The following is a 25,389-nucleotide window of genomic DNA, read 5'->3' on the forward strand; positions in this document are numbered from 1 at the left end:
CGGAATCATGCCACAATACAAATCTCACTCCGCAGAGGGTGCGATGAGACGGGCCGTTTCCGATTGAGGTAGTTGAAAAATGCAGATGAAGTCCCACCGTATTGCGCTGTTATTTAACGCAAACAAGATTTTTGACCGCGAAGTCATCGCCGGTATCGCCGCGCATTTGAGCAGCACGCGCGCGTCCTGGGATCTGTTCCTGGAGGAAGACTTCCGCCTGCGCCTGCCGGGCATCGAACATTGGCAGGGCGACGGCATCATCGCCGACTTCGACGATCCCGCCGTGGCCGCCGCGTTGTCGCGCACCCGCATCCCGGTGGTGGCCGTGGGCGGCTCCTACGCCAGCGAGACCAACTACCCGACCGGCGTGCCCTACGTCGCCACGGACAACTTCAAACTGATTAAGCTTGCCCACGATCATCTAATCGAGGCCGGGCTGCGCCATTTCGCCATGTTCAGCCTGCCCGAGGCGCAGGAAAACCGCTGGGCGCAGGAGCGCGAGACGGCCTTCCGCAAGTTGATGGCCGAGGACAAGATGGAGCCGCAGATCTACCGCGGCCTCGGCACCAGCGCCGCTGCGTGGGACGAGGCGGTCGAGCAGCAGATCAAATGGCTGCACAGCCTGCCCAAGCCGGTCGGCATCATCGCCGTCACCGACGCCCGGGCGCGCCAGCTGCTGCAGGCCTGCATCATGGCCAATATCGAGGTGCCGGAGCAGGTGGCGCTGATCGGCATCGACAACGATCCGCTGGCGCGCATGCTCACCCGCATCCCCCTCAGTTCCGTGATCCAGGGCGCCCAGGAGATGGGGCGCACCGCCGCCCACCTGCTGGACCAGATGCTGCACGGCGTGCGCCTGCAGGGCACCCGCGTGATGGTGCCGCCGGTCGGCATCAACGTCCAGACCTCGACCCGCCACGAGGCGCCCAAGCATCCGCACGTGATGCGCGCGCGCCATTTCATCCGCCAGTACGCCTGCCAGGGCATCAAGACGCACCAGGTGGCCGAATATGTCGGCATTTCGCGCTCGTCGCTGGAGTCGTACTTCCGCCAGGAGCTCGATTGCAGCGTGCACGATGTGATCCTGCGCTTCAAGCTGGACGCGGCCACCGAGCGCCTGGCGCGCGGAGACAGCAGCATCGCCGAGGTGGCGCTGACCTGCGGCTTCACTTCCGTCCAGTACATGCACGCGGTGTTCAAGCGGGAACTGGGCTGCACCCCGCGCGCCTATCAGGACCGCATGCTCAAATGCCCCGAGCCGGCGGCCGCGCCGGAGGGCGCCGCACCGCCGTTGCGCAGCGTCGCCTGAAACCCGCACCCCATGAGAGGGGTCGTACCCCATTCCGGGGTACGACCCCGCAGCGGATCGCCTTGCGGGTTTAACGTATTTGACCAATATACGCGTAAATCATGACCGTGCTTGGTGGTTTTCATAATTGCCCCCACCTCTGATTAAGGTGAAAATCTCCCACGCAGTTTGCTAGCCTGCTTGGAGAGAGAGACCTTGGAAAATAATATAAATTCGATGCTGCCGGACGATGTGAGCCGCGCAGTGCTGGTGGGACGTGTATGGCGTGATGGCGTCATCAATGGTCCTTGTGTGGTCGCCGTACGCAACGGCGAGGTGTTCGACATCACCGGCCACGCCCCGACCATGTCCGATTTGCTGGAGCGCGACGACGCGCTGGAAGTGGCCCGTTCCGCTCCAGGCGAATCGCTCGGCCCCGCGCAAGCCCTGTTGGCGAGCGCCATCGGCGGCGGCGAGGACGGCATCCCGCGCCTGCTGGCGCCGTGCGACCTGCAGGCGATCAAGGCCTGCGGCGTGACCTTCGCGGTCAGCCTGCTGGAGCGCGTGATCGAAGAGCAGGCCGCCGGCGACCCGTCGCGCGCCAACGCCCTGCGCGCCGAAATCCAGACCATCATCGGTTCCGACCTGTCGGCCATCCGTCCCGGTTCGCCGGAAGCGTCCAAGCTGAAGGCGGACCTGATCGCGCGCGGCCTGTGGTCGCCGTACATGGAAGTCGGTATCGGCCCGGACGCCGAGGTGTTCTCCAAGTCGCAGCCGATGTCCGCCGTCGGCGTGGGCGCCGACGTCGGCCTGCACCCCGATTCGAAGTGGAACAATCCGGAGCCGGAGATCGTCCTGGCGGTCAACAGCCAGGCCAAGGTGCTCGGCGCCACGCTGGGCAACGACGTCAACCTGCGCGACATCGAAGGCCGCAGCGCGCTGCTGCTGGGTAAAGCGAAAGACAACAACGGTTCGTGCTCGATCGGCCCGTTCATCCGCCTGTTCGACGAACACTTCACCATCGACACCATCCGCAACGCGGAAGTGAGCATGCTGATCGAAGGCCTGGACGACGATTTCCGCCTGGCCGGCGCCAGCCGCATGCGCGAAATCAGCCGCGATCCGCTGGACCTGGTCAGCCAGGTGTGCGGCCGCCATCACCAGTATCCGGACGGCTTCATGCTGTTCCTCGGTACGATGTTCTCGCCGATTAAAGACCGCGACGCCGTCGGCGGCGGTTTCACCCACCACCTGGGCGACCGTGTCAGCATCTCGACGCCTTCCTTGGGCGCGCTGGTCAACCACGTGCAGCGCAGCGACCAGATCGCACCGTGGACCTACGGCGTGCGCGCGCTGATGAACCGTGCCCGCGCTTCGACTCCAGTGGCCGCCAAGCCGGCCGCGCAAACCAAGCCGGAACAGGCTATCTATCCTAGCCTGGCCGGGAAACGCGTGGTCGTCACCGGCGGCGGCAGCGGCATCGGCGCCGGCATCGTCGAGGCGTACGCGCGCCAGGGCGCCCGCGTGACCTTCCTCGACATCGCCGAAGCCGATTCGCGCGCGCTGGAGGCGACCTTGTCGACCCTGCCGGTGCCGCCGAAGTACGTGCACTGCGACCTGACCAACCTCGATGTGCTGGCCAAGACCTTCGCCGACATCGGCACCGTCGATATCCTGATCAACAACGCCGCCAACGACGACCGCCACAACCTGGCCGACGTCACGCCGGAATACTGGGAAGGCCGCATGGCGGTCAACCTGCGCCACCAATATTTCTGCGCCAAGGCCGTGGCGCAGGGCATGCGCGAGCAGGGCGGCGGCGTGATCCTGAACTTCGGTTCGATCTCGTGGCACCTGGCGCTGCCGGACCTGACCCTGTACATGATGGCCAAAGCCGCCATCGAGGGCATGACCCGCGGCCTTGCGCGCGATCTGGGACCTGATAATATCCGTGTCAATTGCATTATTCCTGGTGGCGTACGTACGCCGCGCCAGGAAGCGTTGTGGCACACCCCGGACGAGGAGGCTCGCATCCTGGCCGGCCAGTGCCTGAAAAAACGCGTGCAGGTGGACGACGTGGCGGCGATAACGCTGTTCCTTTCCTCGGACAGCGCCTCGGCATGCTCCGGTCGTGAATACTTCGTCGACGCCGGCTGGTACGGCGCATAAAGATATGGGCAATGACATGAACAACCAGCAGCCACGCCGCTACCGCTCGCAAGACTGGTTCGACAATCCGGACCACATCGACATGACCGCGCTCTATCTCGAGCGCTTCATGAACTACGGGATCACGCCGGAAGAGCTGCGCTCGGGCCGGCCGATCATCGGCATCGCGCAAAGCGGCAGCGACATCAGCCCTTGCAACCGCATTCACCTGGAACTGGCCAAGCGCGTGCGCGACGGCATCCGCGACGCCGGCGGTATCGCGATGGAATTCCCGCTGCATCCGATCTTCGAGAACTGCCGCCGTCCGACGGCGGCGATCGACCGCAACCTGGCCTATATGGGCCTGGTCGAGATCCTGCACGGCTATCCGATCGACGCCGTGGTCTTGACCACCGGCTGCGACAAGACCACGCCGTCGCAGATCATGGCCGCGTCGACGGTCGACATTCCCGCCATCGTGCTGTCCGGCGGTCCGATGCTGGACGGCTGGTTCGAGGGCGAGCTGGCGGGTTCCGGCGCGGCGATCTGGAAAGGCCGCCGCCAGCTGGCCGCCGGCACCATCGACAACGAGAAGTTCCTGCAGATCGCCGCCGCTTCGGCGCCGTCGGCGGGCCACTGCAACACCATGGGCACGGCGTCGACGATGAACGCCATCGCCGAAGCGCTGGGCATGTCCCTGACCGGCTGCTCGGCGATTCCCGCGCCGTACCGCGAGCGCGGCCAGATGGCGTATGAAACCGGCCGCCGCATCGTCGAGATGGCAAAGCTGGACATCAAGCCTTCTTCGATTCTCAACCGCGATGCTTTCCTCGACGCGATCGTCGTCAACGCCGCCATCGGCGGATCGACCAACGCGCAGCAGCACATCGTCGCGATGGCGCGCCACGCCGGCGTCGAGCTGCATTCGAGCGACTGGATGGAATATGGCCACAAGGTGCCTCTGCTGCTGAACATGCAGCCGGCCGGCAAATTCCTCGGCGAGCGTTTCCACCGCGCGGGCGGCGTGCCGGCCGTGATGTGGGAGCTGGAGCAGCAGGGCATGTTGCGCTCGGAGCGCGCCACCGTCACCGGGCGCACCATGCGCGACAACCTGGCCGGCAAGGAAACGCATGACCGGGAGGTGATCTTCCCGTTCAACGCGCCGCTCAAGGAGGATGCCGGTTTCTTCGTCTTGAAGGGCAACCTGTTCGACTTCGCCATCATGAAGACCAGCGTGATTTCGCCGGCCTTCCGCGAGCGTTATCTGAGCAAGCCCGGGCAGGAGAATGTGTTCGAATCGCGCGCCGTGGTGTTCGACGGTTCGACCGATTACCACAACCGCATCAACGATCCGTCGCTGAACATCGACGAGGACTGCATCCTGGTCATCCGTGGCGCGGGTCCCGTGGGCTGGCCTGGTTCGGCCGAGGTGGTGAACATGCAACCGCCCGACGCGCTGGTCAAGCGTGGCATCAACTGGTTGCCGACCCTGGGCGACGGCCGCCAGTCCGGCACTTCGGACAGCCCGTCGATCCTGAACGCGTCGCCGGAAAGCGCCGTCGGCGGCGGCCTGGCGTGGCTGCGCACCGGTGATATGATCCGCGTCGACCTGAACGCCGGTACCTGCGACGCGCTGGTGCCGCAGGCCGAGTGGGAAGAACGCAAGAAGGGCGCGCTGCCGGCCATCCCGGCCAGCCAGACGCCTTGGCAGGAGATTTATCGCAGCACCGTAGGCCAAATGGAAAGCGGCGCTTGCATGGAACTCGCTGTACCATACCGGGGCGTGGCGGATAATCCGGCCCGGCATAATCATTAGGAATCACGTAGGGCGGATTAGCGTAGCGTAATCCGCCAAGCGCCGTCAGCGGCTCATGGCGGATTACGGCTATGCCTAATCCGCCCTACGAAAATCTGTAAAAATGGGCATAGACCTGTACGGTAACGAGCTAGAAATGTAGGGCCTGTGTCAGGCAAAACGGCATTCGAATCAGGAGACGAAACAAATGAAGAAATTACTGAGTGCGGCCGCCATCGCGGTCATGATGGTGTGCGCCGGCGGTAACGCCATGGCGGACGCCAAAAATCCTAAAATCGGCTTTTCCATCGACGACCTGCGCCTCGAGCGCTGGGCGCGCGATCGCGACTACTTCGTCGCCGCCGCTGAAAAGCAGGGCGCCAAAGTCTTCGTGCAGTCGGCCGACGCCAGCGAGCAGCGCCAGATCGCCCAGATCGAGAACCTGATCTCGCGCGGCGTCGACGTGCTGGTCATCGTTCCCTACAACGCCACGGTGCTGAACAACGCCGTCAAAGAGGCGAAGAAAGCCAAGATCAAGGTCGTCTCGTACGACCGCTTGATCCTCAACGCCGACATCGACGCCTACATCTCCTTCGACAACAAGGCCGTGGGCGAGATGCAGGCGCAGGGCGTGGTGGCGGTCAAACCAAAGGGTAACTACTACCTGCTGGGCGGCGCGCCGACCGACAACAACGCCAAGATGCTGCGCGAAGGCCAGCTGAAGGTGCTGCAGCCGCTGATCGACAAGGGCGACATCAAAGTCGTCGGCAAGCAGTGGGTCAAGGACTGGAATCCAGCCGAGGCGATGTCCATCGTCGAAAACGCGCTGACCGCCAACGGCAACAAGCTCGATGCGGTGGTCGCCTCCAACGACGCCACCGCCGGCGGCGCGATCCAGGCGCTGGCGTCGCAAAAGCTGGACGGTAAAGTGGCCGTCTCCGGCCAGGATGCCGATCTGGCCGGCGTGCGCCGCGTCATCGCCGGCACCCAGACCATGACCGTCTACAAGCCGCTCAAGCTGATCGCCACCGAGGCGGCCAAGCTGTCGGTCCAGCTGGTGCGCGGCGAAAAGCCGGGCTTCAATTCGCAGTATCAGAACGGCTTCAAGCAAGTCGATACGCTGCTGCTGAAGCCGACCATGCTGACCAAGGCGAATATCGATGTCGTCGTGGCCGATGGCTTCTATACCAAGGCCCAACTCGCGGCAGCGAAGTAATCGCCGCTTCATGAAGACCGGGGCGTCGTCCACGCCCCGCCGTGCGTTCGCACTGTCTTTCGCCACGCCCCGTTCCGCTGATTGTGCAGCGGCTTGCGCGTGGCGAGTTCCACCACCTCTGCGAGAACCAGTATGTCCGGCTATTTGCTAGAAATGAAGGGCATCGTCAAAAAATTTGGCGGTGTTCCGGCGCTCGACGGCATCGACCTGCAAGTGCGGGCCGGTGAGTGCATCGGCTTGTGCGGCGAGAATGGCGCCGGCAAGTCGACCCTGATGAAAGTGCTGTCCGCCGTCTACCCGCACGGCACCTGGGACGGCGAGATCCTCTTCGACGGCAAGCCGCTGCGGGCGCAGTCGATCCGCGAAAGCGAGGCCGCCGGCGTCGTCATCATCCACCAGGAACTGATGCTGGTGCCCGAGCTGTCGGTCACCGAGAATCTGTTCCTCGGCAACGAGATCACCTTGCCGGGCGGCCGCATGGATTATTCGGCCATGAACCAGCGCGCCGAGGCGCTGCTGAAGGAACTCAACCTGACCGACGTGAACGTGGTGCTGCCGGTGTCGAACTACGGCGGCGGCCACCAGCAGTTGATCGAGATCGCCAAGGCGCTGAACAAGAACGCGCGCCTGCTGATCCTGGACGAGCCGTCGTCGTCGCTGACGACCTCCGAGATCCAGGTGCTGCTCAATATCATCCGCGGCCTGAAGGCCAAGGGTGTGGCCTGCGTCTACATCTCGCACAAGCTCGACGAGGTCGAGGCGATTTGCGACACCATCGTCGTGATCCGCGACGGCCAGCATATCGCCACCACGCCGATGGACAAGATGGACGTCAAGCAGATCATCGCGCAGATGGTCGGCCGCGAAATGAACCAGCTGTATCCGACGCTGGAGCGCACGCCGAGTGAGGAAATCGTGTTCGAGGCGCGCAACGTGACCTGCTACGACGTCGAGAAGCCGGAACGCCGGAAGGTCGACAACGTCTCCTTCGCGCTGCGCAAGGGCGAGATCCTCGGCATCGCGGGCTTGGTCGGCGCCGGCCGCACGGAGCTGGTGTCGGCGCTGTTCGGCGCCTATCCGGGCCGCTCGGAGGCCGAGGTATGGCTCAATGGCGCCAAAATCGATACCGGCACGCCGCTCAAGGCGATCCGCGCCGGCCTGGCGCTGGTGCCGGAGGACCGCAAGCAGCACGGCATCGTGCGCGACCTCGACGTCGGCCAGAACATCACCCTGTCGGTGCTGGGGCGCTTCTCGAAGTTCACCCGCATCGACCGCGAGGCGGAGCTGAAGGTGGTCAGCGAGGAGATCGCGCGCCTGGCGCTGAAGACGGCCAGCCCGTTCCTGTCGATCACGTCGCTCTCGGGCGGCAACCAGCAAAAGGCGGTGCTGTCGAAGATGCTGCTGACGCGACCCAAGGTGCTGATCCTCGACGAACCGACGCGCGGCGTCGACGTCGGCGCCAAGTTCGAAATCTACAAACTGATGCTGGAACTGGCCAGCCAGGGCGTCTCCATCATCATGGTGTCGTCCGAGCTGGCCGAAGTGCTGGGCGTGTCCGACCGCGTGCTGGTCATGGGCGAGGGCAAGCTGCGCGGCGATTTCATCAACCAGGACCTGACCCAGGAAACGCTGCTGTCGGCAGCACTCGATCATTCGTGATGCCTTATCTGTGAAATCCATGAAAACCATAAATCTCAAACAGCTCTTCACGCAGTACAAGATCCTGGCGCTGCTGATCGCCATCGCCATCATCTGGGCCTTCTTCAGCTGGAAGACGGAAGGCGGCTTCATCTCGCCGCGCAACCTGTCGAACCTGATGCGCCAGATGGCCGTCACCGGCATCGTCGCCTGCGGCATGGCCTTCGTCATCATCGCCGGCGAGATCGACCTGTCGGTCGGCTCGCTGCTCGGCCTTCTGGGCGGGGTGGCGGCGGTGCTCGACGTCACGCACCACCTGCCGCTGCCGGCCACCATCGCGGTGGTGCTGGCCTGTGGCCTGGTGCTCGGCCTGTTCAACGGCTACCTGACGGCCTATAAGCACATACCGTCCTTCATCGTGGGCCTGGGCGGCATGCTGGCCTATCGCGGCATCGTGCTGGGCGTGACCGACGGCGTGACGGTGGCGCCGGTGTCCGAGCCGCTGGTCAATCTTGGCCAGGGCTACCTGTCGCCGCAGATGGGCGTGGTGCTGGGCGTCGGCCTGTTCGTGCTGGGTGCTGTGCTGACCTGGCGCCAGCGCGCCAGCCTGGCCCGCCATGGCCTGCCGGTGCCGCCGATGTGGCGCGACGGCTTGCGCCTGGCGGCGATCGGCGTGGTGCTTTTCGCTTTCGTGCGCACCCTGAACAGCTATGAGGGCATTCCGCTGCCGGTCTTGTTGCTGCTGGTTTTGCTCGGTGTGTTCAGCTATGTCGCGACGCAAACCGTGTTCGGCCGCCGCATCTACGCGGTGGGCAGCAACATGGAGGCGACGCGCCTGTCGGGCGTCAACGTGCAAGCGGTGAAGCTGTGGATCTTCGGGATCATGGGTTTGATGTGCGCGCTGGCTGGCCTGATCAACACGGCCCGTCTGGCGGCCGGTTCGCCGTCGGCGGGCACCTCGGGCGAACTCGATGCGATCGCGGCCTGCTTCATCGGCGGCACTTCGATGCGCGGCGGCTCCGGCACCGTGTACGGCGCCCTGATCGGCGCGCTGGTGATGGCCAGCCTCGATAACGGCATGTCGATGCTGGACGTGGACACCTACTGGCAGATGATCGTCAAGGGCTGCATCCTGACGCTGGCGGTGTGGGTCGACGTGGCGACGCGCTCGGGCCGCCGCTGAATCTGAATAGCCAAGCTGAATAGCTGAGTCCGGTTTCACCAACACGCGGCCCGCAACGACGGGCCGCGTTGTCGTTTACGCCCGTTGTTTTTCTGAGGGTTTGTGTCCGGGGCTGTGTGAGAGTTTGTCGAAAGTACGCGACGCTTGCGGATTATCATTCCGCCGCTTGGTGATTTTCGCAATTGCCACACTTTTGAGTAACTTGCAGAATGTTTGCATATCATCGTGTGGCCTTGGCACTCCGCCAGTTAAGCCAGAACGAAAAAAAATATCAAAGAGCGAGACGTATCCATGAAGATCAAACAACCGCGCCTTGTGGCGCCTGCGGGCTTCGTTCGCCCCGCGTCCGGAATTCCCCACTGCAGGCAATCCCCAAGTGCCACTGAAAAGCACCAATAACAAATAGCCTAAGAGCTATGAAAAAATCGTATACCTTTTGGAGAGCGTAACATGAAACAGTTTAAAAAAACAGCTATCGCACTGGGCCTGGCCCAAATGGCGATGATGGCCAGCAGTGCTTCGCACGCGCAGACCGCCCCGGCGCCTGCCGCGCCCACCACCACGCCGGCCGCCGAGCCGGTCGCCGTTGTCATCACCGGCCAGCGCGCGGCGCTGCAGTCGGCGCAGAAAATCAAGCAGAACTCCGACGAGGTGGTCGATTCGATCGCCGCCGACGACATCGGCAAGCTGCCGGACCGCTCGGTGACCGAGGTGCTGCAGCGCGTCGCCGGCGTGACCATCGACCGCACCATGTCCAAGAGCGATCCGGAGCACTTCTCGGTCGAAGGCTCGGGCGTGTCGATCCGTGGCCTGAGCTATGTGCGCTCCGAATTGAACGGCCGCGACTCGTTCTCCGCCAACGGCGGCCGCTCGCTCAACTTCGGAGACGTGCCGCCGGAGCTGCTGGCCGGCGTCGACATTTACAAGAACCCGTCGGCCGAACAGACCGAAGGCGGCATCGGTGGCCTGGTCAACCTGCGCACCGCGATGCCGTTCGATTTCAAGGGCTTCCATGGCGCCTTGTCCGCGGAGACCACCTATTCGGAACTGAAGAAGGGCAAGAAGTCGCCGTCGTATTCCGGCTTGGTGTCGAACCGCTGGAAAACCCCGTTCGGTGAAATCGGCGCGCTGGTCGACCTGGCCTACTCGGAAAGCGACACCCGCACCGACGCGCTGCAGGTCGAGCCGTACTACCCGTTCCTCGACGCCAACGGCAAGACCGTCTACGTGCCGAAGGGCGCGCAGTGGCGCACCTTGCAATTCGACCGCAAGCGCGAAGGCGCATACGGCGCCTTGCAGTGGAAGCTCGACAGCACTTTGAGCAGCTCGCTGACCTACTTCAAATCGAAGTACAAGATGAAGTGGGACGAGCAGGCGATCTTCTCGGCCGCCAACGTCTCGAGCCTGGGCGTGAGCAACGGCGTCTATGATTCGAACGGCCGCTTCATGTCCGGCACCTTGACCTCGACCGGCGGCATCGACTTCGGCAACGACAACCGCACGGCGACCCGCAATTCGGACACCACCGACATCTCGTGGAACCTGCGCTGGCGTCCGAGCGACGCCTGGACCGTCACCACCGATCTGCAGCGGGTTCGCGCCAACACCAACAGCCTCGATTCGACCGTGGCCACTGCCGTCAAGATGCCGTCGCAGAAGCTGGACCTGAGCGGCTCGCTGCCCAACCTGATCTTCAACGACGCCGACCGCGCCGCGCTGCTCAACCCGGCCAACAACTACTGGAACTTCACCCAGGAGCACCTGGACCGCAGCAAGGGCAAGGAAACCGCATGGCGCACCGACGCCACCTACTCGTTCGACCATCCGGTGCTGCGCGACTTCAAGTTCGGCGTGCGCCTGACCGACCGTGACGCGGTGACGCAGAAGTCCAACCCGGACTACAACTGGGCCGCCATCTCGGCGCCGTGGCAGGTCGGCACCGGACCGGGTAACATCACCTCGGAAGCGTTCCTGAGCGATCCGCGCTTCGCCGGCAACACCACCATCAAGACCTTCGATAACTTCTTCAACGGTAAGATGAACATGCCGTCGCTGATCATCCCGGCCGTCTCGACGTCGGCGGGTTATCCGAACAGCTACGCCGCCTTGCACGCCTACCACGATCTGCTGTGCGCGCAGCCCGGCACCTGCACGCCGTGGAAAGCGGCCACCTTCGGCAGCGATCCACAAGCCACCAACGAGCAAAGCGAGAAGACCCAGGCCGCCTACGGCCAGTTGCGCTTCGGCTGGGACGAGCTGAAGTTCCCGATCGACGGTAACGTCGGTCTGCGCTACGTGAAGACCGATTCGAAAGCCGCCGGCTACACCGTGTACAACCCGCCGTCGGGCCAGCCGGCGCCGGGCAGCTACACCGGCGAGACGATCCCGGTGATCGCCGCGTACGCGCAGGCGCAGAACTACGAGAACCGTTATCACAACTTCCTGCCTAGCTTGAACCTGCGCCTGAAGGCCACCGACGCGCTGCAGTTCCGCTTCGCCTTCGCTTCGGCCATGTCGCGTCCCGACTACGACCAACTGCAAGCGTACACCTCGCTGTCGACCGGCTATAACACCACCACCATCAACGGCGTGACCAACGTTTCAAACGTCAGCCTGACCGGCACCGCCGCAGGCAACCCGAACCTGCGTCCGACCACGTCCAAGCAGCTCGACCTGACCGCCGAATGGTACTTCTCGCCGGTTGGTTCGCTCACGCTGGCGGTATTCAACAAGCGCCTGAAAGACATCATCGTCAACCAGACCTACAACTTCGCGCTGGCCGACACCAGCGGCACGCTGCGCAACTTCTCGGCCACCGGCCCGATCAACGGCGCCCGCGGCCATGCGCGCGGTTTCGAGCTGGCCTACCAGCAGACCTTCGACATGCTGCCAGGCTTGTTGTCCGGCCTGGGCATGCAGGCGAACTTCACGTTCGTCGACAGCAAGCGCGACCTGTACAAGAACGTCTTCTCTGCGTACTGCAGCAGCGATTCCTCCGCCGCCAACGTCAACCTGAACATCAACGGTTGCGACACCAACGGCCGCGCCTTCGGCAACCTGCCGCTGGAGAACCTGTCGCGCCAGTCGTTCAACATCGCAGTGATCTACGACCAGGGGCCGTTCTCGAGCCGCCTCGCGTACAACTGGCGTTCGAAGAGCCTGCAGGGCGTGAACGTCAACGGCACCAAGGGCACCGATGGCGTGGATACCAATCCGGCCAGCGCCACGCCGGGTGCGCGTAACATCGTCTGGGGTCTGCCTACCTGGGCGGACGACTACGGTCAGCTCGATGGTTCGATCAACTACAAGATCAGCGAGAACATGTCGCTGGGCCTGGAAGCGCAGAATCTGACCGATGCGAAGTTCAAGCAGCTGATGCAGCAAACGACCGGCATGAACGGCCGCGCGTGGTTCGTCACGGGCCGCCGCTACACCGCGCAACTGCGCTACCAGTTCTAATACGACGAAAGGCTAGACCGCATGAAGATTACCGCCCGCCAGCTTGTAAGCTCTTTTGGTTTTGTTATGTTGGCCGCGGCTGGCGCGGCGGCCGCGCCCATCCCCGAACTGGTGCAGAAGGATGGCCGTCACGCCTTGATGGTGGACGGCGCGCCTTTTGTCATGTTCGGCGGACAGGCGCAAAATTCGAGTAACTATCCGCTCGCGCTGAACAAGGTGTGGGCGGCGATCAAGGACATGAACGCCAACACGCTCGAGATCCCGGTCGCCTGGGAGCAGATCGAGCAGGTGGAGGGCAAGTTCGATTTCAGCTACGTCGACACGCTGGTGGCCCAGGCGCGCAAGAACAAGGTGCGCCTGGTGCTGCTGTGGTTCGGCACCTGGAAGAACACCGGCGCCAATTACGCGCCGGAGTGGGTCAAGTTCAACAACGCCCGCTTCCCGCGCATGCTGGACAAGGAAGGCAAGCCGATTTACTGCCTGTCGCCGCAAGGCGAGGAGACGCTGAAGGCCGACAAGAAGGCGTTTGTCGCGCTGATGACGCACATCAAAAAGATCGACGAGGCGCACCGCACCGTCATCATGATGCAGGTCCAGAACGAAGTGGGCACCTACGGTTACGCGCGCGACTACGGTCCGAAGGCGGAAGCGGCGTTCAACTCGCCGGTGCCCGAGGCGGTGTTGAAACGTAAAAAATCGCCGGTGGCGCTGGCCGCCAGCGGCACCTGGAAGCAGGTCTACGGAGACTACGCCGACGAGTACTTCCATGCGTATTCGATCGCCAGCTACATCGGCGACATCGCCAAGGCGGGACGTGCGGTGTACAACCTGCCGATGTACGTCAATAACTCGATCCGCGATTCGCTCGAGGAACCGGTCAAGCCGTGGAACAAGAACTTCGCCAGCGGCGGCCCAACCTTCGACGTGATCGATATCTACAAGGCCGCCGCGCCGGCGATCGACTTCGCCGCGCCGGACATCTACAGCCCGGATTCGAAGAAGTTCGCCGCCACGCTCGACAGGTTCCAGCGCCCGGACAATCCGCTGGCCGTGCCGGAAATGAGCAACGCCGCCGAATACGTGCGCTACGCCTATTTGGTCTTGGGCCGTGGCGCGATCAACTTCTCGCCGTTCGGCATCGACTACGCGGACTACAGCAATTTCCCGCTCGGTCACAAGGCCACCGACAAGACCATGGTTGAACCGTATGGCAAAATCTATTCGGCCTTCCGTCCGATGGAGCGCCAGTGGTCCAAGTGGGCTTTCGAGGGCCGCACCTACGGCGTGGCCGAGGGGGACGACCGCGCGACGCAGACCATCGCGATGAAGGGTTGGAAGGGTACGATCTCGTTCCGCGAATGGCAGTTCGGCGAACGTGAGTATTTCAAGGATGTGAAGGACCTGCCGGCCGGCACCGAGAAGCCCAACGGTGGCGTGGCGATCGCGCAGATCGCCGACAATGAGTTCATCATCGTCGGCCAGCATGCGCGCGTGAAGATCGACCACGCGGACGGCAAACCAACCATGTGGGCGCGCGTCGAGGAAGGGTATTATGATCCATCCGGTAAATGGATCATGGAGCGCAACTGGAACGGCGACCAGACGGACTACGGCCTCAATCTGACCGGCAAACCGGTGGTATTGAAGGTCAAAGTCGGGACGTACTAAGTAAAAAAAACAGGAGATAGAGAACATGCGATTCAAAGCGATAGTGCCGGCGGCTTCGTGCCTGGCGGTGATGATGTCCGGCCAGGCCTTGGCCGGTACGTTTGAGAAGACCTCCACCGGCGTGGTGGTCAAGCCCGATTCCGGCGCCAAGGAAGTGCGGCTGGAGGTCATGAGCGACAACATCATCCACGTCGTCAAGACCGACAAGGAAGGCAAGGAGCTCACTCCTTCGCTGATGACGGTGGCCGCTCCTGTTAGCGGTATCTTCAGCATCACCGCGTCGGGCAAGGACAAGGTCACGCTCAAGGCCAAGAAAATCTCGGTGGCGGTGTCGCTGGCGACCGGCCAGGTCCAGTTCTTCAACGCGGCAGGCAAGGCGTTCCTGAGCCAGGCCTCGGAAAGCATGGCGCCGGTCGATGTCGGCGGCAAGCCGTTCCTGGCGGTCAAGCAGGGCTTCAACCACGGCACCAAGGACGCGTACTACGGTTTGGGCCAGCACCAGAACAACCAGATGAACCTGAACGGCGAAGACGTGCTGCTGATGCAGCACAACATGGTCATCGCGGTGCCGTTCGTCGTCTCGGACAAGAACTACGGCGTTTTGTGGGATAACAATTCGATCTCGCGCTTCGGCGACGCCAAGCCTTACGGCTTCCTGAGCCGCGACCTGAAACTGGTCGACGATGAAGGCAAGGCCGGCGGCCTGACCGCGCGCTACTACGTCGACGACAAACTGGTGCTGACGCGCCAGGAAAAAGACATCGATTACCAGTACCTGAAGGACGTGGCCGAGAACTGGCCGAAGGAACTGGGCGATCCGAAGAAGGCCGTCGGCGTCAAGGTCGTGTGGGACGGTACGCTGACGTCCGACAAGGCCGGCGTGCACAAGATGCAGATGTATTCGTCGGACTACGCGAAGCTGAGCATGGACGGCAAGGAAGTCATGGACGTGTGGCGCCAGGGCTGGAACCCGTGGTACCACAACTTCGAGCAGAAGTTCGAAGCGGGCAAACCGGTCAAGCTGCACCTGGAGTGGAAACCGTCGGGCGGCATGATCGCCATGACCCACAACGACCCGCTGCCGGCGCCGGAGCGCCACTCGCTGACCTTCTCGTCGGAAGTCGCGCAGAGCATCAACTACTACGTCGTCAACGGCGAGACCAGCATCGACAACGTCATCGCCGGCTACCGTCACCTGACCGGCCAGGCGCCGATGATGCCGAAGTGGGCCTACGGCCTGTGGCAGTCGCGCCAGCGCTACGAGACGCAGGAGCAGCTGCTCGGCGTGCTGCGCGAGTACCGCAAGCAGGGCTGGCCGGTCGATAACATGGTGCAGGACTGGTTCTACTGGCCGCAGGACGGCTGGGGTTCGCACGACTTCGACAAGGCGCGCTTCCCCGATCCGAAAGGCATGGTCGACGAGGTCCACAAGAACAACGCCCGCATCATGATTTCGATCTGGGGCAAGTTCTACGACAACACCGCCAACTACAAGGAGCTGGCGTCCAAAGGCTACATGTGGACCAAGAACGTCGAAAACGGCGATCTTGACTGGGTTGGCCCTGGCTACAAGAACAGCCACTACGATCCGTACACCAAGGGCGCGCGCGAGATGTACTATCGCCAGATGAAGTCCAAACTGGTCGACCTGGGCTTCGACGCCTGGTGGATGGACAACACCGAACCGGACGTGCTGTCGAACACCCGCCTGGAGGACTTCAAGAAGCTGATCGGACCGACCGTTTACGGCGCCGGCGAAATCACCTTCAACCCGTATAGCCTGGTGCATACCGAGGGCTTCTACCAGGGCCTGAAGAACGACCAGCCGGACAAGCGCCAGTTCATCCTGTCGCGTTCCGGTTTCGCCGGTATCCAGCGCAACGCCACCGCCCTGTGGAGCGGCGACACCGTCAGCCGCTGGAACAACCTGTACGACCAGATCTCGGCCGGCGTGAGCATCTCGATGTCGGGCATCCCGAACTGGACGCACGATATCGGCGGCTACGCGCAGGAAGCGCGCTACCAGGTCGGCGCCACCGGCACCGCGCAGGAAAACCGCGTGGTCGGCGCGGCCGTCGCCAATCCTGAGGACATGAAGGAATGGCGCGAGCTGAATCTGCGCTGGTGGCAGTTCGGCGCGTTGTCGCCGCTGTTCCGCTCGCACGGCGAAGTGGTCAAGCGCGAGATCCACGAGATCTCGCCGGAAGGCTCGCCGATGCGCGACTCGATGGTCTGGTACGACAAGCTGCGTTATCGCCTGATGCCTTACATCTACTCGACGGCGGCGACCACCCACCACGAATCGGGCACGATCATGCGCGGTCTGGTGATGGACTTCCCCAAGGACGACGCGGTCAAGAACATCAAGGACCAGTACCTGTTCGGCCACAACCTGATGGTCGCTCCGGTGTACGTGTACGGTGGCCGCGAGCGCAACGTCTATATGCCGAAGGGCGCGAACTGGTATGACTTCTATACCGGCGAAGTGCACAAGGGCGGCACCACGACCTCGATCAAGGCGCCTGAAACCCGCATGCCGTTGCTGGTGAAAGCCGGCGCTATCCTGCCGATGGGTCCCGTGACGCAGTACGTCGACGAGAAACCTGACGCGCCGATCACGCTGAACATCTACACCGGCGCGGACGGCAAATTCAGCCTTTACGAGGATGACGGCGTCTCCAATGCCTACTTGCGCAACGAGTTCTCGCGTATTCCGCTGAGCTACAACGACAAGACCGGCACCGTCACCATCGGCGAGCGCGTTGGCCAGTACAAGGGCATGGTCGCCAAGCGCGAGTTCAAGGTACGCTTCATCAAGGCGGGCGTATCGAGCTCGGATAACTTCGACGCGGCCGACAAGACGGTCAGCTATGAAGGCAAGGCGGTCACCGTCAAGCGCTGATCTTCGGCACCGACGATGATTCCTCGATGACGGCGGGGGCGGTACATGCCGCCTCCGCCGTTTTTGCTTTGCTCCACAAGAAAACACTCATGAAAATTCTGCTGCGCTCCACATTGTTCTTCTCTTCGGCGCTGGTCGCCATCGCGGCGGTGGCCGCGCCCGAGCTGACGCTGCGTTACAAACAGCCGGCGCCCGATACGCCGCAAGGATGGGAGCGCGAGGCGCTGCCGATCGGGAACGGCCGTATCGGCGCGATGATCTTCGGCCAGCTGGCGCGCGAGCGCATCCAGTTCAACGACATCACGCTGTGGACCGGCGACGACAAGGTGATGGGGTCCTATCAGCCGTTCGGCGACGTATATGTGAACCTGCCGGGCCACGACCAGGCCACCACCGATTATTCGCGCAGGCTCGATATCGGCCAGAGCCTGCACAGCGTCAGCTACACGCACAAGGGCGTGAAATTCAAGCGAGAAGCCTTCGCCAGCTATCCGGCGCAGGTGATCGCGGTGCGGCTGACCGCCGACAAGCGTGGCCAGTACACCGGCTCGATCGAACTGACGGACATGCACAACGCGCAGATCAACGCTCTGGGTAACCGCATCGTCGCCACCGGCTCGCTGCGCGGCAAAGGCGATCCATCGTCCAACGCGATGGACTACGCAAGCCAGGTGCAGGTGCAAAACGAGGGCGGCTCCCTTGCCATCGACGGCAACAAGATCAGCTTCACCGGCTGCGACTCCGTGACCTTGATACTTGGAGCGGGCACCAGCTACGTGCTCGATGCGGCGAAGAAGTTCCAGGGCGAGCATCCGCTGGCGCGTGTATCGGCCCAGGTGGGGGCGGCAACGCGTCCCTGGCCGGCGCTGCTGGCGGAGCACCGCAAGGACTTCCAGGCGCAGTTCAACCGCGTGGGCGTGGACTTCGGCGCGGCCACGGCGGCGCGGCGCGCGCTGCCGACCGACCAGCGCATCGAGACCTATACCTCCGAGGGCAAGGACCCGGAACTTGAGGCGCAGTTTTTCCAGTACGGCCGCTACCTGCTGATCTCCAGCTCGCGCGGTTCGCTGCCGGCCAATCTGCAAGGGCTGTGGAACAACAATCCGACGCCGCCGTGGAGATCGGACTACCACACCAACATCAACGTCCAGATGAACTACTGGCCGGCGGAACCGGCCAACCTGTCGGAACACGCGCTGCCTTTCCTGAACTTCGTCCAGGGCGTGGCGCCGGTGTATCGCCAGTTGATCGCCGATACGGCGGCCAAGGCGATCGCCGATCCTTCCTCGGTGGTCATGGCGGCGCCGGACCTGAGCGGCGAGGCGGTGCAGAAGGAGGAAACCTTCGTCAGCGCCGCCGGAAAACCGGTGCGCGGCTGGACCTTGCGCACCGAGTCCAATCCGTTCGGCGCCATGGGCTACATCTGGAACAAGACCGGCAACGCGTGGTATGCCCAGCACTTCTGGGAGCATTATGCGTACACGCAGGACAAGGCGTATCTGCGCGATGTCGCCTATCCGGTGATGAAGGAGGCCGTCGTCTTCTGGCAGGACTATCTGAAGGTGCTGCCCGACGGCCGCCTGGTGGCTCCGCTGGGCTGGTCGCCGGAGCACGGACCGATCGAGGATGGCGTGACCTACGACCAGGCCATCATCTGGGACCTGTTCAACAATACCGTCGAAGCGGCGGACGTGCTGGGCGACGCCGCGTTCCGCGACCAGATAGCCGGCCTCCGCGACAAGCTGGCCGCGCCGCGCGTCGGCAGCTGGGGTCAGCTGCTGGAGTGGATGGAGGAGAAGAAGAACGATCCGGTGCTGGACAAGCCGGGCGACACGCATCGCCATGTCTCGCATTTGTTCGGCGTCTTCCCGGGCCGTCAGATCTCGCCGACCAAGACGCCTGAACTGGCCGCCGCCGCCCGCAAGTCGCTGGAGAGCCGTGGCGACGCCGGCACCGGCTGGTCGATGGCGTGGAAGACGGCTTACTGGGCGCGTCTGCTCGACGGCGACCATGCGTACAAGATGCTGCGCGGGCAGCTGGCGAAACCCGGCGCGCGCGCCGCGCAGCAGAGCGGCCAGGGCACGGAATCGAACAACGCCGGCGGCACCTACGCCAACATGTTCGATGCGCATCCGCCGTTCCAGATCGATGGTAACTTCGGCGCCACCGCCGCGATCTGCGAAATGCTGCTGCAGTCGCAGACGGGCGAACTGCACTTGCTGCCGGCGCTGCCGTCAGCATGGGCCACCGGCTCGGTCAAGGGCTTGCGCGCGCGCGGCGGCTACGAGGTCGATCTGGCATGGAAAAACGGCAAGCTGGCGTCGGCGACGATACGCCGCACGGCGGGCGAGGGCGCCGGCAAGGTACGCTACGGCGATAAGGTCATACCGCTCAACCTCAAGGTCGGGGAGATCAAACGTCTGGGAGAAAAACTATGATGCGACAGGTCCTTGGAACGCTGCTGCTGGCATTGAGCGGATTGGCTTTTGCTGAAGTTACGCAAGTGCGGTATTTGAGCGGCACGGACAAGGACCATCGTGTCGATTGGGAGTTCATGGTCAACGGCGGTCGCAATAGCGGCTCGTGGAAGACCATACCGGTGCCGTCGAACTGGGAGATGGAGGGCTTCGGCACCTACCGCTACTTCAACGACTGGGAGAAGGACCCGGCGCCTGACACCACCGGCATCTACCGCCACAAGTTCGACGTGCCTGCCGACTGGCAGGACAAGCAAATCGATATCGTGTTCGGCGCGTCGATGACCGATACGCTGGTGAAGATCAATGGACAGCCTGCGGGCGCGGTCCACCAGGGCGGCTTCTACGAGTTCCGCTACGATATTTCGAAGTTGCTGAGGCCGGGACAGAGCAACCAGCTGGAGGTGACGGTCAACCGCTACTCCGCCAATAAATCGGTCAACCGCGCCGAGCGCAGCTCGGACTTTTGGCTGTTCAGCGGGATCTACCGGCCGGTGTGGCTGGAGGCCAAGCCGCTGGACAATATCGACCGCGTCAGCCTCGATGCGCGCCACAATGGCGACTTCAGCGCCGACGTTTTCCTCGCCGGCCAGCCTGACGGCAAGGTCGTCGCGCGCGTGACCACTTTGGACGGCAAGGCGCTCGGCAAGGAGATGACGGCGCAGGTGGTCGACGGCAAGGCGCGGCTGAAGGGGAATGTCGCGAAGGTGACGCCTTGGTCGGCGGAGAATCCGCAGCGCTACAAGGTGAACTTCCAGCTGGTCAGCGGCAGGAAGGTGGTGCATGAAGTGAGCAAGACGATCGGCTTCCGCACCATCGAACTGCGGCCGCGCGACGGCGTGTACGTCAATGGCTACAAGGTGCGTTTCAAGGGGTCGAACCGGCATACGATCTGGCCGACGTCGGGCCGCGCCAGCAGCAAGGAGTTGAGCTACCAGGACGCGAAGCTGATGAAGGAAATGAACATGAACGCGGTGCGCATGTCGCACTATCCGCCGGACCCGCACTTCCTCGACGTGGCCGACGAAGTGGGCCTGTACGTGATCGACGAATTGACCGGCTGGCAGAAGTTCTACGACACCGATGTTTCGACGCCGCTGGTGAAGGAGCTGGTCACGCGCGATCAGCATCACCCGTCGATCGTCTTCTGGGCCAACGGTAACGAGGGTGGATTCAATCACGATCTGGACAAGTTGTATCCGGAGTGGGATACGCAGAAGCGCCCGGTCATTCATCCATGGGCTAACTTCGGCGGTATCGATACCGCCCATTACCCGACCTACAACTGCTGCGCCACGTCGCTGTTCCATGGACGGGATGTCTTCATGCCGACCGAGTTCCTGCATGGACTCTACGACGGCGGCGCCGGCGCGAGCCTGGACGACTGGTGGAAGGATATGCTGGCCAATCCGCTCAGCGCCGGGGGCTTCATCTGGGCGTTCGCCGACGAGGGGATTGTTCGCGACGATAAGAATGGCGCCATCGACGTCGCCGGCAATCTGGCGCCGGACGGTATCGTCGGCCCGTACCGGGAGAAGGAGGGCAGCTTCTTCTCCGTGAAGAAAATCTGGACGCCGGTGTATCTGCCGTTGTCGGAGATGGCCTTCCTGCCACCTACCTTCGACGGCAAGATCACGCTGGAGAACCGCTACGACATCTCCAATCTGAACCAGGTTAAGTTGAGCTGGCAGCTGGTGAAGTTCGGGCGCGACGCCGCCCACAAGGTCGTCGCGAAGGGCGGCGCCAAGGCGCCGGATGTCGCCGCCGGGATGCGCGGCACCACCAGCATCGCCTTGCCGGCCGACTGGGCGCAGCAGGATGCGTTGTACTTCACGGCGACGGACCGCTACGGCCGGGAGATCTATACGTGGTCGTGGATGATCGCCAGCGCGCAGAAGGTGGCGCAGCGTATGCAGCCGGCTGCGGCTTCAGGTGCGGCCACGTTGACGGAAACGGGCGGCGGCTTCCAGTTGCAGGCTGGCGGGCTGGATGCTGTTATCGACAAGACCACCGGCTATCTGCGTTCGCTGAAGAAGAGCGATACCGTGGTGCCGCTGACGAATGGTCCGCGTCTGGTGGCGGGGACGGCGACCTTGAAGAACATCGCCGCGCGACGCGATGGCAACGATGTGGTGGTGCAGGCGGAATACACGGGGAACCTGCGCAAGGTGAACTGGCGTTTGAATGCGGCGGGCGCCTTGAGCGTGAACTATGCGTACAACATGGAGGGCGGCAAGCCTTCCGACGCGTTGGGAGTGACCTTCGATTATCCCGATGCGCAGGTCCAGTCGATGCGTTGGCTGGGGCGCGGTCCTTATCGCGTTTGGAAGAACCGCACGCAGGGCGTGGAATTCGATGTGTGGCAGAAGGATTACAACGACACCATCACCGGGTTGTCGTGGAATTATCCGGAGTTCAAGGGCTTCCACGACAAGGTGTATTGGGCGGAGCTGGCGACCAGGAATTTGCCGATCATGTTCATCAACCATAGCGACGATATCGCGCTGCGGGTGTTTACCCCGAGGGAGGCCAGCGGCGAGGGTTTCGAGCCGAAGGGCACGCATATGGATTTCCCTCCGGGGGACATCTCGTTCCTGAACGCGATCCTGCCGATAGGGACAAAGTTCAATCCGCCGCACGAGTTGGGACCGTCGGCTCAGCGTGGCCGTACGCCCAACCTGGGGATCTGGTTCGAGAACACGATCGATATCGTGATCGGCGACCGAAAATGACAGCGGTCGGACCACGTAGGGCGGATTAGCGAAGCGTAATCGGCCATCGATGAGCCGCCAACGGCGCATAGATGGCCGATTACGGCGTGCCGCCTAATCCGCCCTACGTGTCACAGGGTCTTTGAGAGCCACGCGGCGGTGATGTCGATGACCCGCTTCGCGGCCGGGCTGTTTGCCTCGAACACGTTGAATACGTGATCCGCCCCATCGATCATCTCCGCCTGCGCCGGCTTACCCGGCGCAATGCGGATCAAATCAAAATCCCTCTGCGGCAGATAATCCTTGCTGCCCCGGACCGTCAGAAACGCTCCCCGATAACCTGCCAGCGACTTATCCAGATCCACACCCTTGAAACTCTCGTAGAACTCCCGCTTGGTGGTGATGGTTTTCCAGCCCGGTATCACCTCCGAGGCGACGCCATCCCGCACCGCCTTCTGCGCCGTCGGCTTCGACATGAAGTACTTATACAGGTCACCGCTCGGCGTCGACCACACCACCATGCTGCGGAACCATTCCGGGTGCTTGCTGCCCACCACCATCGCGGTGGCGCCGCCCAGGCTCCATCCCAACACCGCGCTGTGCGCGATCTTGACGCCGGCCTGCTTCTGCAGGAAGGCATAGGCGGCTTCGGTGTCCGCGACCCGCGTGTCGAGCGTCGAGTCGATATCGCTACGCATGCGCCCACCCTCGCCACGGAAGTTGATGCGCAACGACGCGATCCCGATCTGCGCCAGCCGCGCGGACATGCGCTTGCTCAAATCCCCGGCGCCATTCAGGTCGTCGGCGAAGCCGTGCAGCATCAGCACCGTACGGCCGTCCCACGCGCCGTCGGGCGTGACCCATTCGCCGGTGACTTCCGGCGCGACCGTCACCGGCTTCACGGCGGCATGCGACAGGGCGGCAATGCCGCTGAAGGCCACTGCCAGCAAGCCGCGTTGAATGAGCGAGGTCAGGCCGCGCGATGGGAAGTTGGTTTGCATGTCAGCCTTGAATGAGGTCTTCACCGCGCAAGAACGCGGCGATGGTGGGGTTGATCGCGTCGCCATGGGTGATCGGTCCCATATGGCCGCCGCGCGTTTGCAGCGCGCGGGCGTTGGGCAGCGCCGCCGCCAGTTGCGCCGCCAGCGATCGTGTCGACGCGGGACTGTGCTGGCCCGATAGAACCAGCGCCGGCATTGTCAGCACGGCCAGGTCGGCGAGGGAGACCGGCTCGCCCAGCAGCGCCTGGAAGTCCAGCTTGACCTTGGCGATTTGCGCGATCATCTTGTCCTGGGCCGATGCCGGCGCTGCGTCGAACGCGCCCGGACGGTTCCAGTAGTCGATGAAGATGCGGGTGGCGTCGCGGTCCGTGGCGCATGCCATGATGCCGCCGACGACGGTGACGATCTCCACCCGCGCCGCGTCCAGCTCCGGCAGCAGGTGGAAGGCCACCGGCTCGAATAGCGTCAACGTGCGTATGCGTTCCGGCATGCGGCGCGCCAGGTGCAGCGCGGAGGCGCCGCCGAACGAGTGGCCGACCAGATGGAACGCTTCGTCCGGCGCCAGCTGCGCGGCGATGGCTTCGGCGATGGCGTCCGCTTCGTGGGCCAGCGTATGGGTGTATGCTTCGCTCTTGCCGGCGCCTGGCGGATAGGGCGCGGCGCCGTAGCCGAGTAGATCGAGCGGGATGCAGCGGAAGTCGGGCGTGAGCTGTTCGACAAGTGTCGCCCATTGGGCCTTGGAACTCATGGAGCTGTGCAGCAGGACGATGGCCGGTTTCATAGGGGGCGGGAGAGCAAAACGAAGCGCCGATTATACCGGTTCGCCCCCTTTGCCTTGAGAAACGGGCGGCCCGACCGCATTTGGTGTTTTCCACGGGCAAATGTATTTGTACGCTGGCGTACAGCAAAGAGTCAAGACGAGGGTAAAGTAGAGGGATGGACAATTCAAAAAAAGTCGCCGGTCTGGCCGGCATCGTCAGCGTGTTGTGGATGGGGTTGACCGCCGCCGTCGCGGCCAACCAGAAACGCCTGCTGTTTAATCCTCTCGGCAGCCGCCGCGAGGTGCTCAAGCCTTACAGCACCGGTCACCGCACGCGCCCCATCGTCGTGCGCGCGAAGGATGGCACCCGTTTGTCCGGATGGCTGATGACGCCCCTGGTGGCGGGACAGACGCCGGGCGTGGTCTATTTCGGCGGCCGCTCCGAGGAAGTGTCGTGGGTGGCGCGCGACGCCGGCAAGCTGTTTCCCGGCATGGCGGTGCTGGCGGTGAATTATCGCGGCTACGGCGATTCGCACGGCGATCCGGCCGAGGCCCATTTCGTCGAGGACGGCCGCATGCTGTTCGACTGGCTCAGCGAGCGCCATCACGTCGACCCGACGCGCATCGCCGTCGTCGGCCGCAGCCTCGGTTCCGGCGTGGCGGTGCAGGTGGCGATGGAGCGCGAGGCCAGCGCCATCGTGCTGATCACTCCCTACGATTCGATCCTGGCGATCGCCAAGCGTAAATTCAGGACGCTGCCGGTGGAGTACGTGCTGCGGCATAAATTCGAGTCGGTCAAGTACGCGCACCAGCTCAAGGCGCCGACCTATGTGCTGCGGGCGGCGTTCGACGACGTGGTGCCGCATTCGCATACCGATCTGCTGGTGCAGAAGCTCGGCACCTTGCACGCGGACGAAATCGTGCCCGATTCCGACCACATGAACATCCCGTATCTGGAGTCCACCCAGCAGCGCATCGCCAGCTTCCTGGCAGACCGCTTCAGCCAGCCGGCTCAGCGGCAGCCGGCCGACCAGTCACTTCAGCCGCCGGTCATGACAGGTTAGTTCCGTACCGACTTGTTGTCGGCGAAAACTGTTGTTTAAGAGTAACAATGTGACGTTTACACCTTATTTTAGCGCTATC

14 protein-coding genes are annotated in these 25,389 nt (G+C 63.3%); 12 read left to right on the forward strand and 2 right to left on the reverse strand.

Annotation, left to right across the window (positions count from 1 at the left end; genetic code table 11):
* Nucleotides 1-85 precede the first annotated feature (85 nt).
* The 11 genes from MRBLMU1_RS14105 to MRBLMU1_RS14155 all read left to right on the forward strand — a co-directional run bounded on the left by MRBLMU1_RS14105 (nucleotide 86) and on the right by MRBLMU1_RS14155 (nucleotide 22,506).
* Nucleotides 86-1,309, forward strand: coding sequence for a XylR family transcriptional regulator (locus tag MRBLMU1_RS14105; protein ID WP_363502404.1), 1,224 nt, complete (start codon nucleotides 86-88; stop codon nucleotides 1,307-1,309).
* A gap of 195 nt (nucleotides 1,310-1,504) precedes the next feature.
* Complete coding sequence (locus MRBLMU1_RS14110) at nucleotides 1,505-3,457, forward strand: SDR family oxidoreductase (RefSeq protein WP_363502314.1); 1,953 nt, start codon at nucleotides 1,505-1,507, stop codon at nucleotides 3,455-3,457.
* Between the two features lie 4 nt (nucleotides 3,458-3,461).
* A complete protein-coding gene (locus MRBLMU1_RS14115; RefSeq protein WP_363502316.1) occupies nucleotides 3,462-5,252 on the forward strand; it encodes an IlvD/Edd family dehydratase in 1,791 nt (596 codons plus the stop codon).
* A gap of 187 nt (nucleotides 5,253-5,439) precedes the next feature.
* A complete protein-coding gene (xylF, locus tag MRBLMU1_RS14120; RefSeq protein ID WP_363502318.1) occupies nucleotides 5,440-6,447 on the forward strand; it encodes a D-xylose ABC transporter substrate-binding protein in 1,008 nt (335 codons plus the stop codon).
* 132 nt (nucleotides 6,448-6,579) lie between these two features.
* Entirely contained in the window at nucleotides 6,580-8,106 is a 1,527-nt protein-coding gene (gene xylG / locus MRBLMU1_RS14125) for a D-xylose ABC transporter ATP-binding protein (RefSeq protein WP_363502320.1), read from the forward strand.
* Between the two features lie 19 nt (nucleotides 8,107-8,125).
* A complete protein-coding gene (locus MRBLMU1_RS14130; RefSeq protein ID WP_363502322.1) occupies nucleotides 8,126-9,268 on the forward strand; it encodes a sugar ABC transporter permease in 1,143 nt (380 codons plus the stop codon).
* A 450-nt stretch (nucleotides 9,269-9,718) separates the two neighbouring features.
* Nucleotides 9,719-12,727, forward strand: a complete 3,009-nt coding sequence (locus tag MRBLMU1_RS14135; RefSeq protein ID WP_363502324.1) for a TonB-dependent receptor — start codon at nucleotides 9,719-9,721, stop codon at nucleotides 12,725-12,727.
* 66 nt (nucleotides 12,728-12,793) lie between these two features.
* Entirely contained in the window at nucleotides 12,794-14,395 is a 1,602-nt protein-coding gene (locus MRBLMU1_RS14140; protein ID WP_363502326.1) for a DUF5597 domain-containing protein, read from the forward strand.
* Nucleotides 14,396-14,420: 25 nt separating this feature from the next.
* A complete protein-coding gene (locus MRBLMU1_RS14145) occupies nucleotides 14,421-17,297 on the forward strand; it encodes a TIM-barrel domain-containing protein (protein WP_363502328.1) in 2,877 nt (958 codons plus the stop codon).
* A gap of 89 nt (nucleotides 17,298-17,386) precedes the next feature.
* Nucleotides 17,387-19,735 (forward strand): glycoside hydrolase family 95 protein, encoded by a 2,349-nt coding sequence (locus tag MRBLMU1_RS14150; RefSeq protein ID WP_363502330.1) that lies wholly within the window; start codon nucleotides 17,387-17,389, stop codon nucleotides 19,733-19,735.
* Nucleotides 19,732-22,506, forward strand: a complete 2,775-nt coding sequence (locus MRBLMU1_RS14155) for a glycoside hydrolase family 2 TIM barrel-domain containing protein (protein WP_363502332.1) — start codon at nucleotides 19,732-19,734, stop codon at nucleotides 22,504-22,506. Before MRBLMU1_RS14150 ends, MRBLMU1_RS14155 begins: the two co-directional genes overlap by 4 nt.
* 110 nt (nucleotides 22,507-22,616) lie before the next feature.
* On the opposite strand, the gene MRBLMU1_RS14160 is transcribed toward MRBLMU1_RS14155, so the two are convergent.
* Complete coding sequence (locus MRBLMU1_RS14160) at nucleotides 22,617-23,486, reverse strand: alpha/beta hydrolase family protein (protein ID WP_363502334.1); 870 nt, start codon at nucleotides 23,484-23,486, stop codon at nucleotides 22,617-22,619.
* Nucleotide 23,487: 1 nt separating this feature from the next.
* Complete coding sequence (locus tag MRBLMU1_RS14165; protein ID WP_363502336.1) at nucleotides 23,488-24,267, reverse strand: alpha/beta fold hydrolase; 780 nt, start codon at nucleotides 24,265-24,267, stop codon at nucleotides 23,488-23,490.
* Between the two features lie 155 nt (nucleotides 24,268-24,422).
* Here MRBLMU1_RS14165 and MRBLMU1_RS14170 point away from each other — a divergent pair, with 155 nt between their 5' ends.
* Nucleotides 24,423-25,310 (forward strand): alpha/beta hydrolase, encoded by an 888-nt coding sequence (locus MRBLMU1_RS14170; RefSeq protein ID WP_363502338.1) that lies wholly within the window; start codon nucleotides 24,423-24,425, stop codon nucleotides 25,308-25,310.
* Nucleotides 25,311-25,389 lie beyond the last annotated feature (79 nt).

It is taken from the genome of Burkholderia sp. LMU1-1-1.1, from assembly GCF_040675865.1.
Lineage (GTDB): Bacteria > Pseudomonadota > Gammaproteobacteria > Burkholderiales > Burkholderiaceae_D > Rugamonas.

Coding starts and splice junctions, on each gene's coding strand:
- MRBLMU1_RS14145 (WP_363502328.1), top strand. CDS start 14,421: ATGCGATTCAAAGCGATAGTGCCGGCGGCTTCGTGCCTGGCGGTGATG.
- MRBLMU1_RS14155 (WP_363502332.1), top strand. CDS start 19,732: ATGATGCGACAGGTCCTTGGAACGCTGCTGCTGGCATTGAGCGGATTG.
- MRBLMU1_RS14115 (WP_363502316.1), top strand. CDS start 3,462: ATGGGCAATGACATGAACAACCAGCAGCCACGCCGCTACCGCTCGCAA.
- MRBLMU1_RS14165 (WP_363502336.1), bottom strand. CDS start 24,267: ATGAAACCGGCCATCGTCCTGCTGCACAGCTCCATGAGTTCCAAGGCC.
- MRBLMU1_RS14135 (WP_363502324.1), top strand. CDS start 9,719: ATGAAACAGTTTAAAAAAACAGCTATCGCACTGGGCCTGGCCCAAATG.
- xylG (WP_363502320.1), top strand. CDS start 6,580: ATGTCCGGCTATTTGCTAGAAATGAAGGGCATCGTCAAAAAATTTGGC.
- MRBLMU1_RS14150 (WP_363502330.1), top strand. CDS start 17,387: ATGAAAATTCTGCTGCGCTCCACATTGTTCTTCTCTTCGGCGCTGGTC.
- MRBLMU1_RS14160 (WP_363502334.1), bottom strand. CDS start 23,486: ATGCAAACCAACTTCCCATCGCGCGGCCTGACCTCGCTCATTCAACGC.
- xylF (WP_363502318.1), top strand. CDS start 5,440: ATGAAGAAATTACTGAGTGCGGCCGCCATCGCGGTCATGATGGTGTGC.
- MRBLMU1_RS14140 (WP_363502326.1), top strand. CDS start 12,794: ATGTTGGCCGCGGCTGGCGCGGCGGCCGCGCCCATCCCCGAACTGGTG.
- MRBLMU1_RS14105 (WP_363502404.1), top strand. CDS start 86: ATGAAGTCCCACCGTATTGCGCTGTTATTTAACGCAAACAAGATTTTT.
- MRBLMU1_RS14130 (WP_363502322.1), top strand. CDS start 8,126: ATGAAAACCATAAATCTCAAACAGCTCTTCACGCAGTACAAGATCCTG.
- MRBLMU1_RS14170 (WP_363502338.1), top strand. CDS start 24,423: ATGGACAATTCAAAAAAAGTCGCCGGTCTGGCCGGCATCGTCAGCGTG.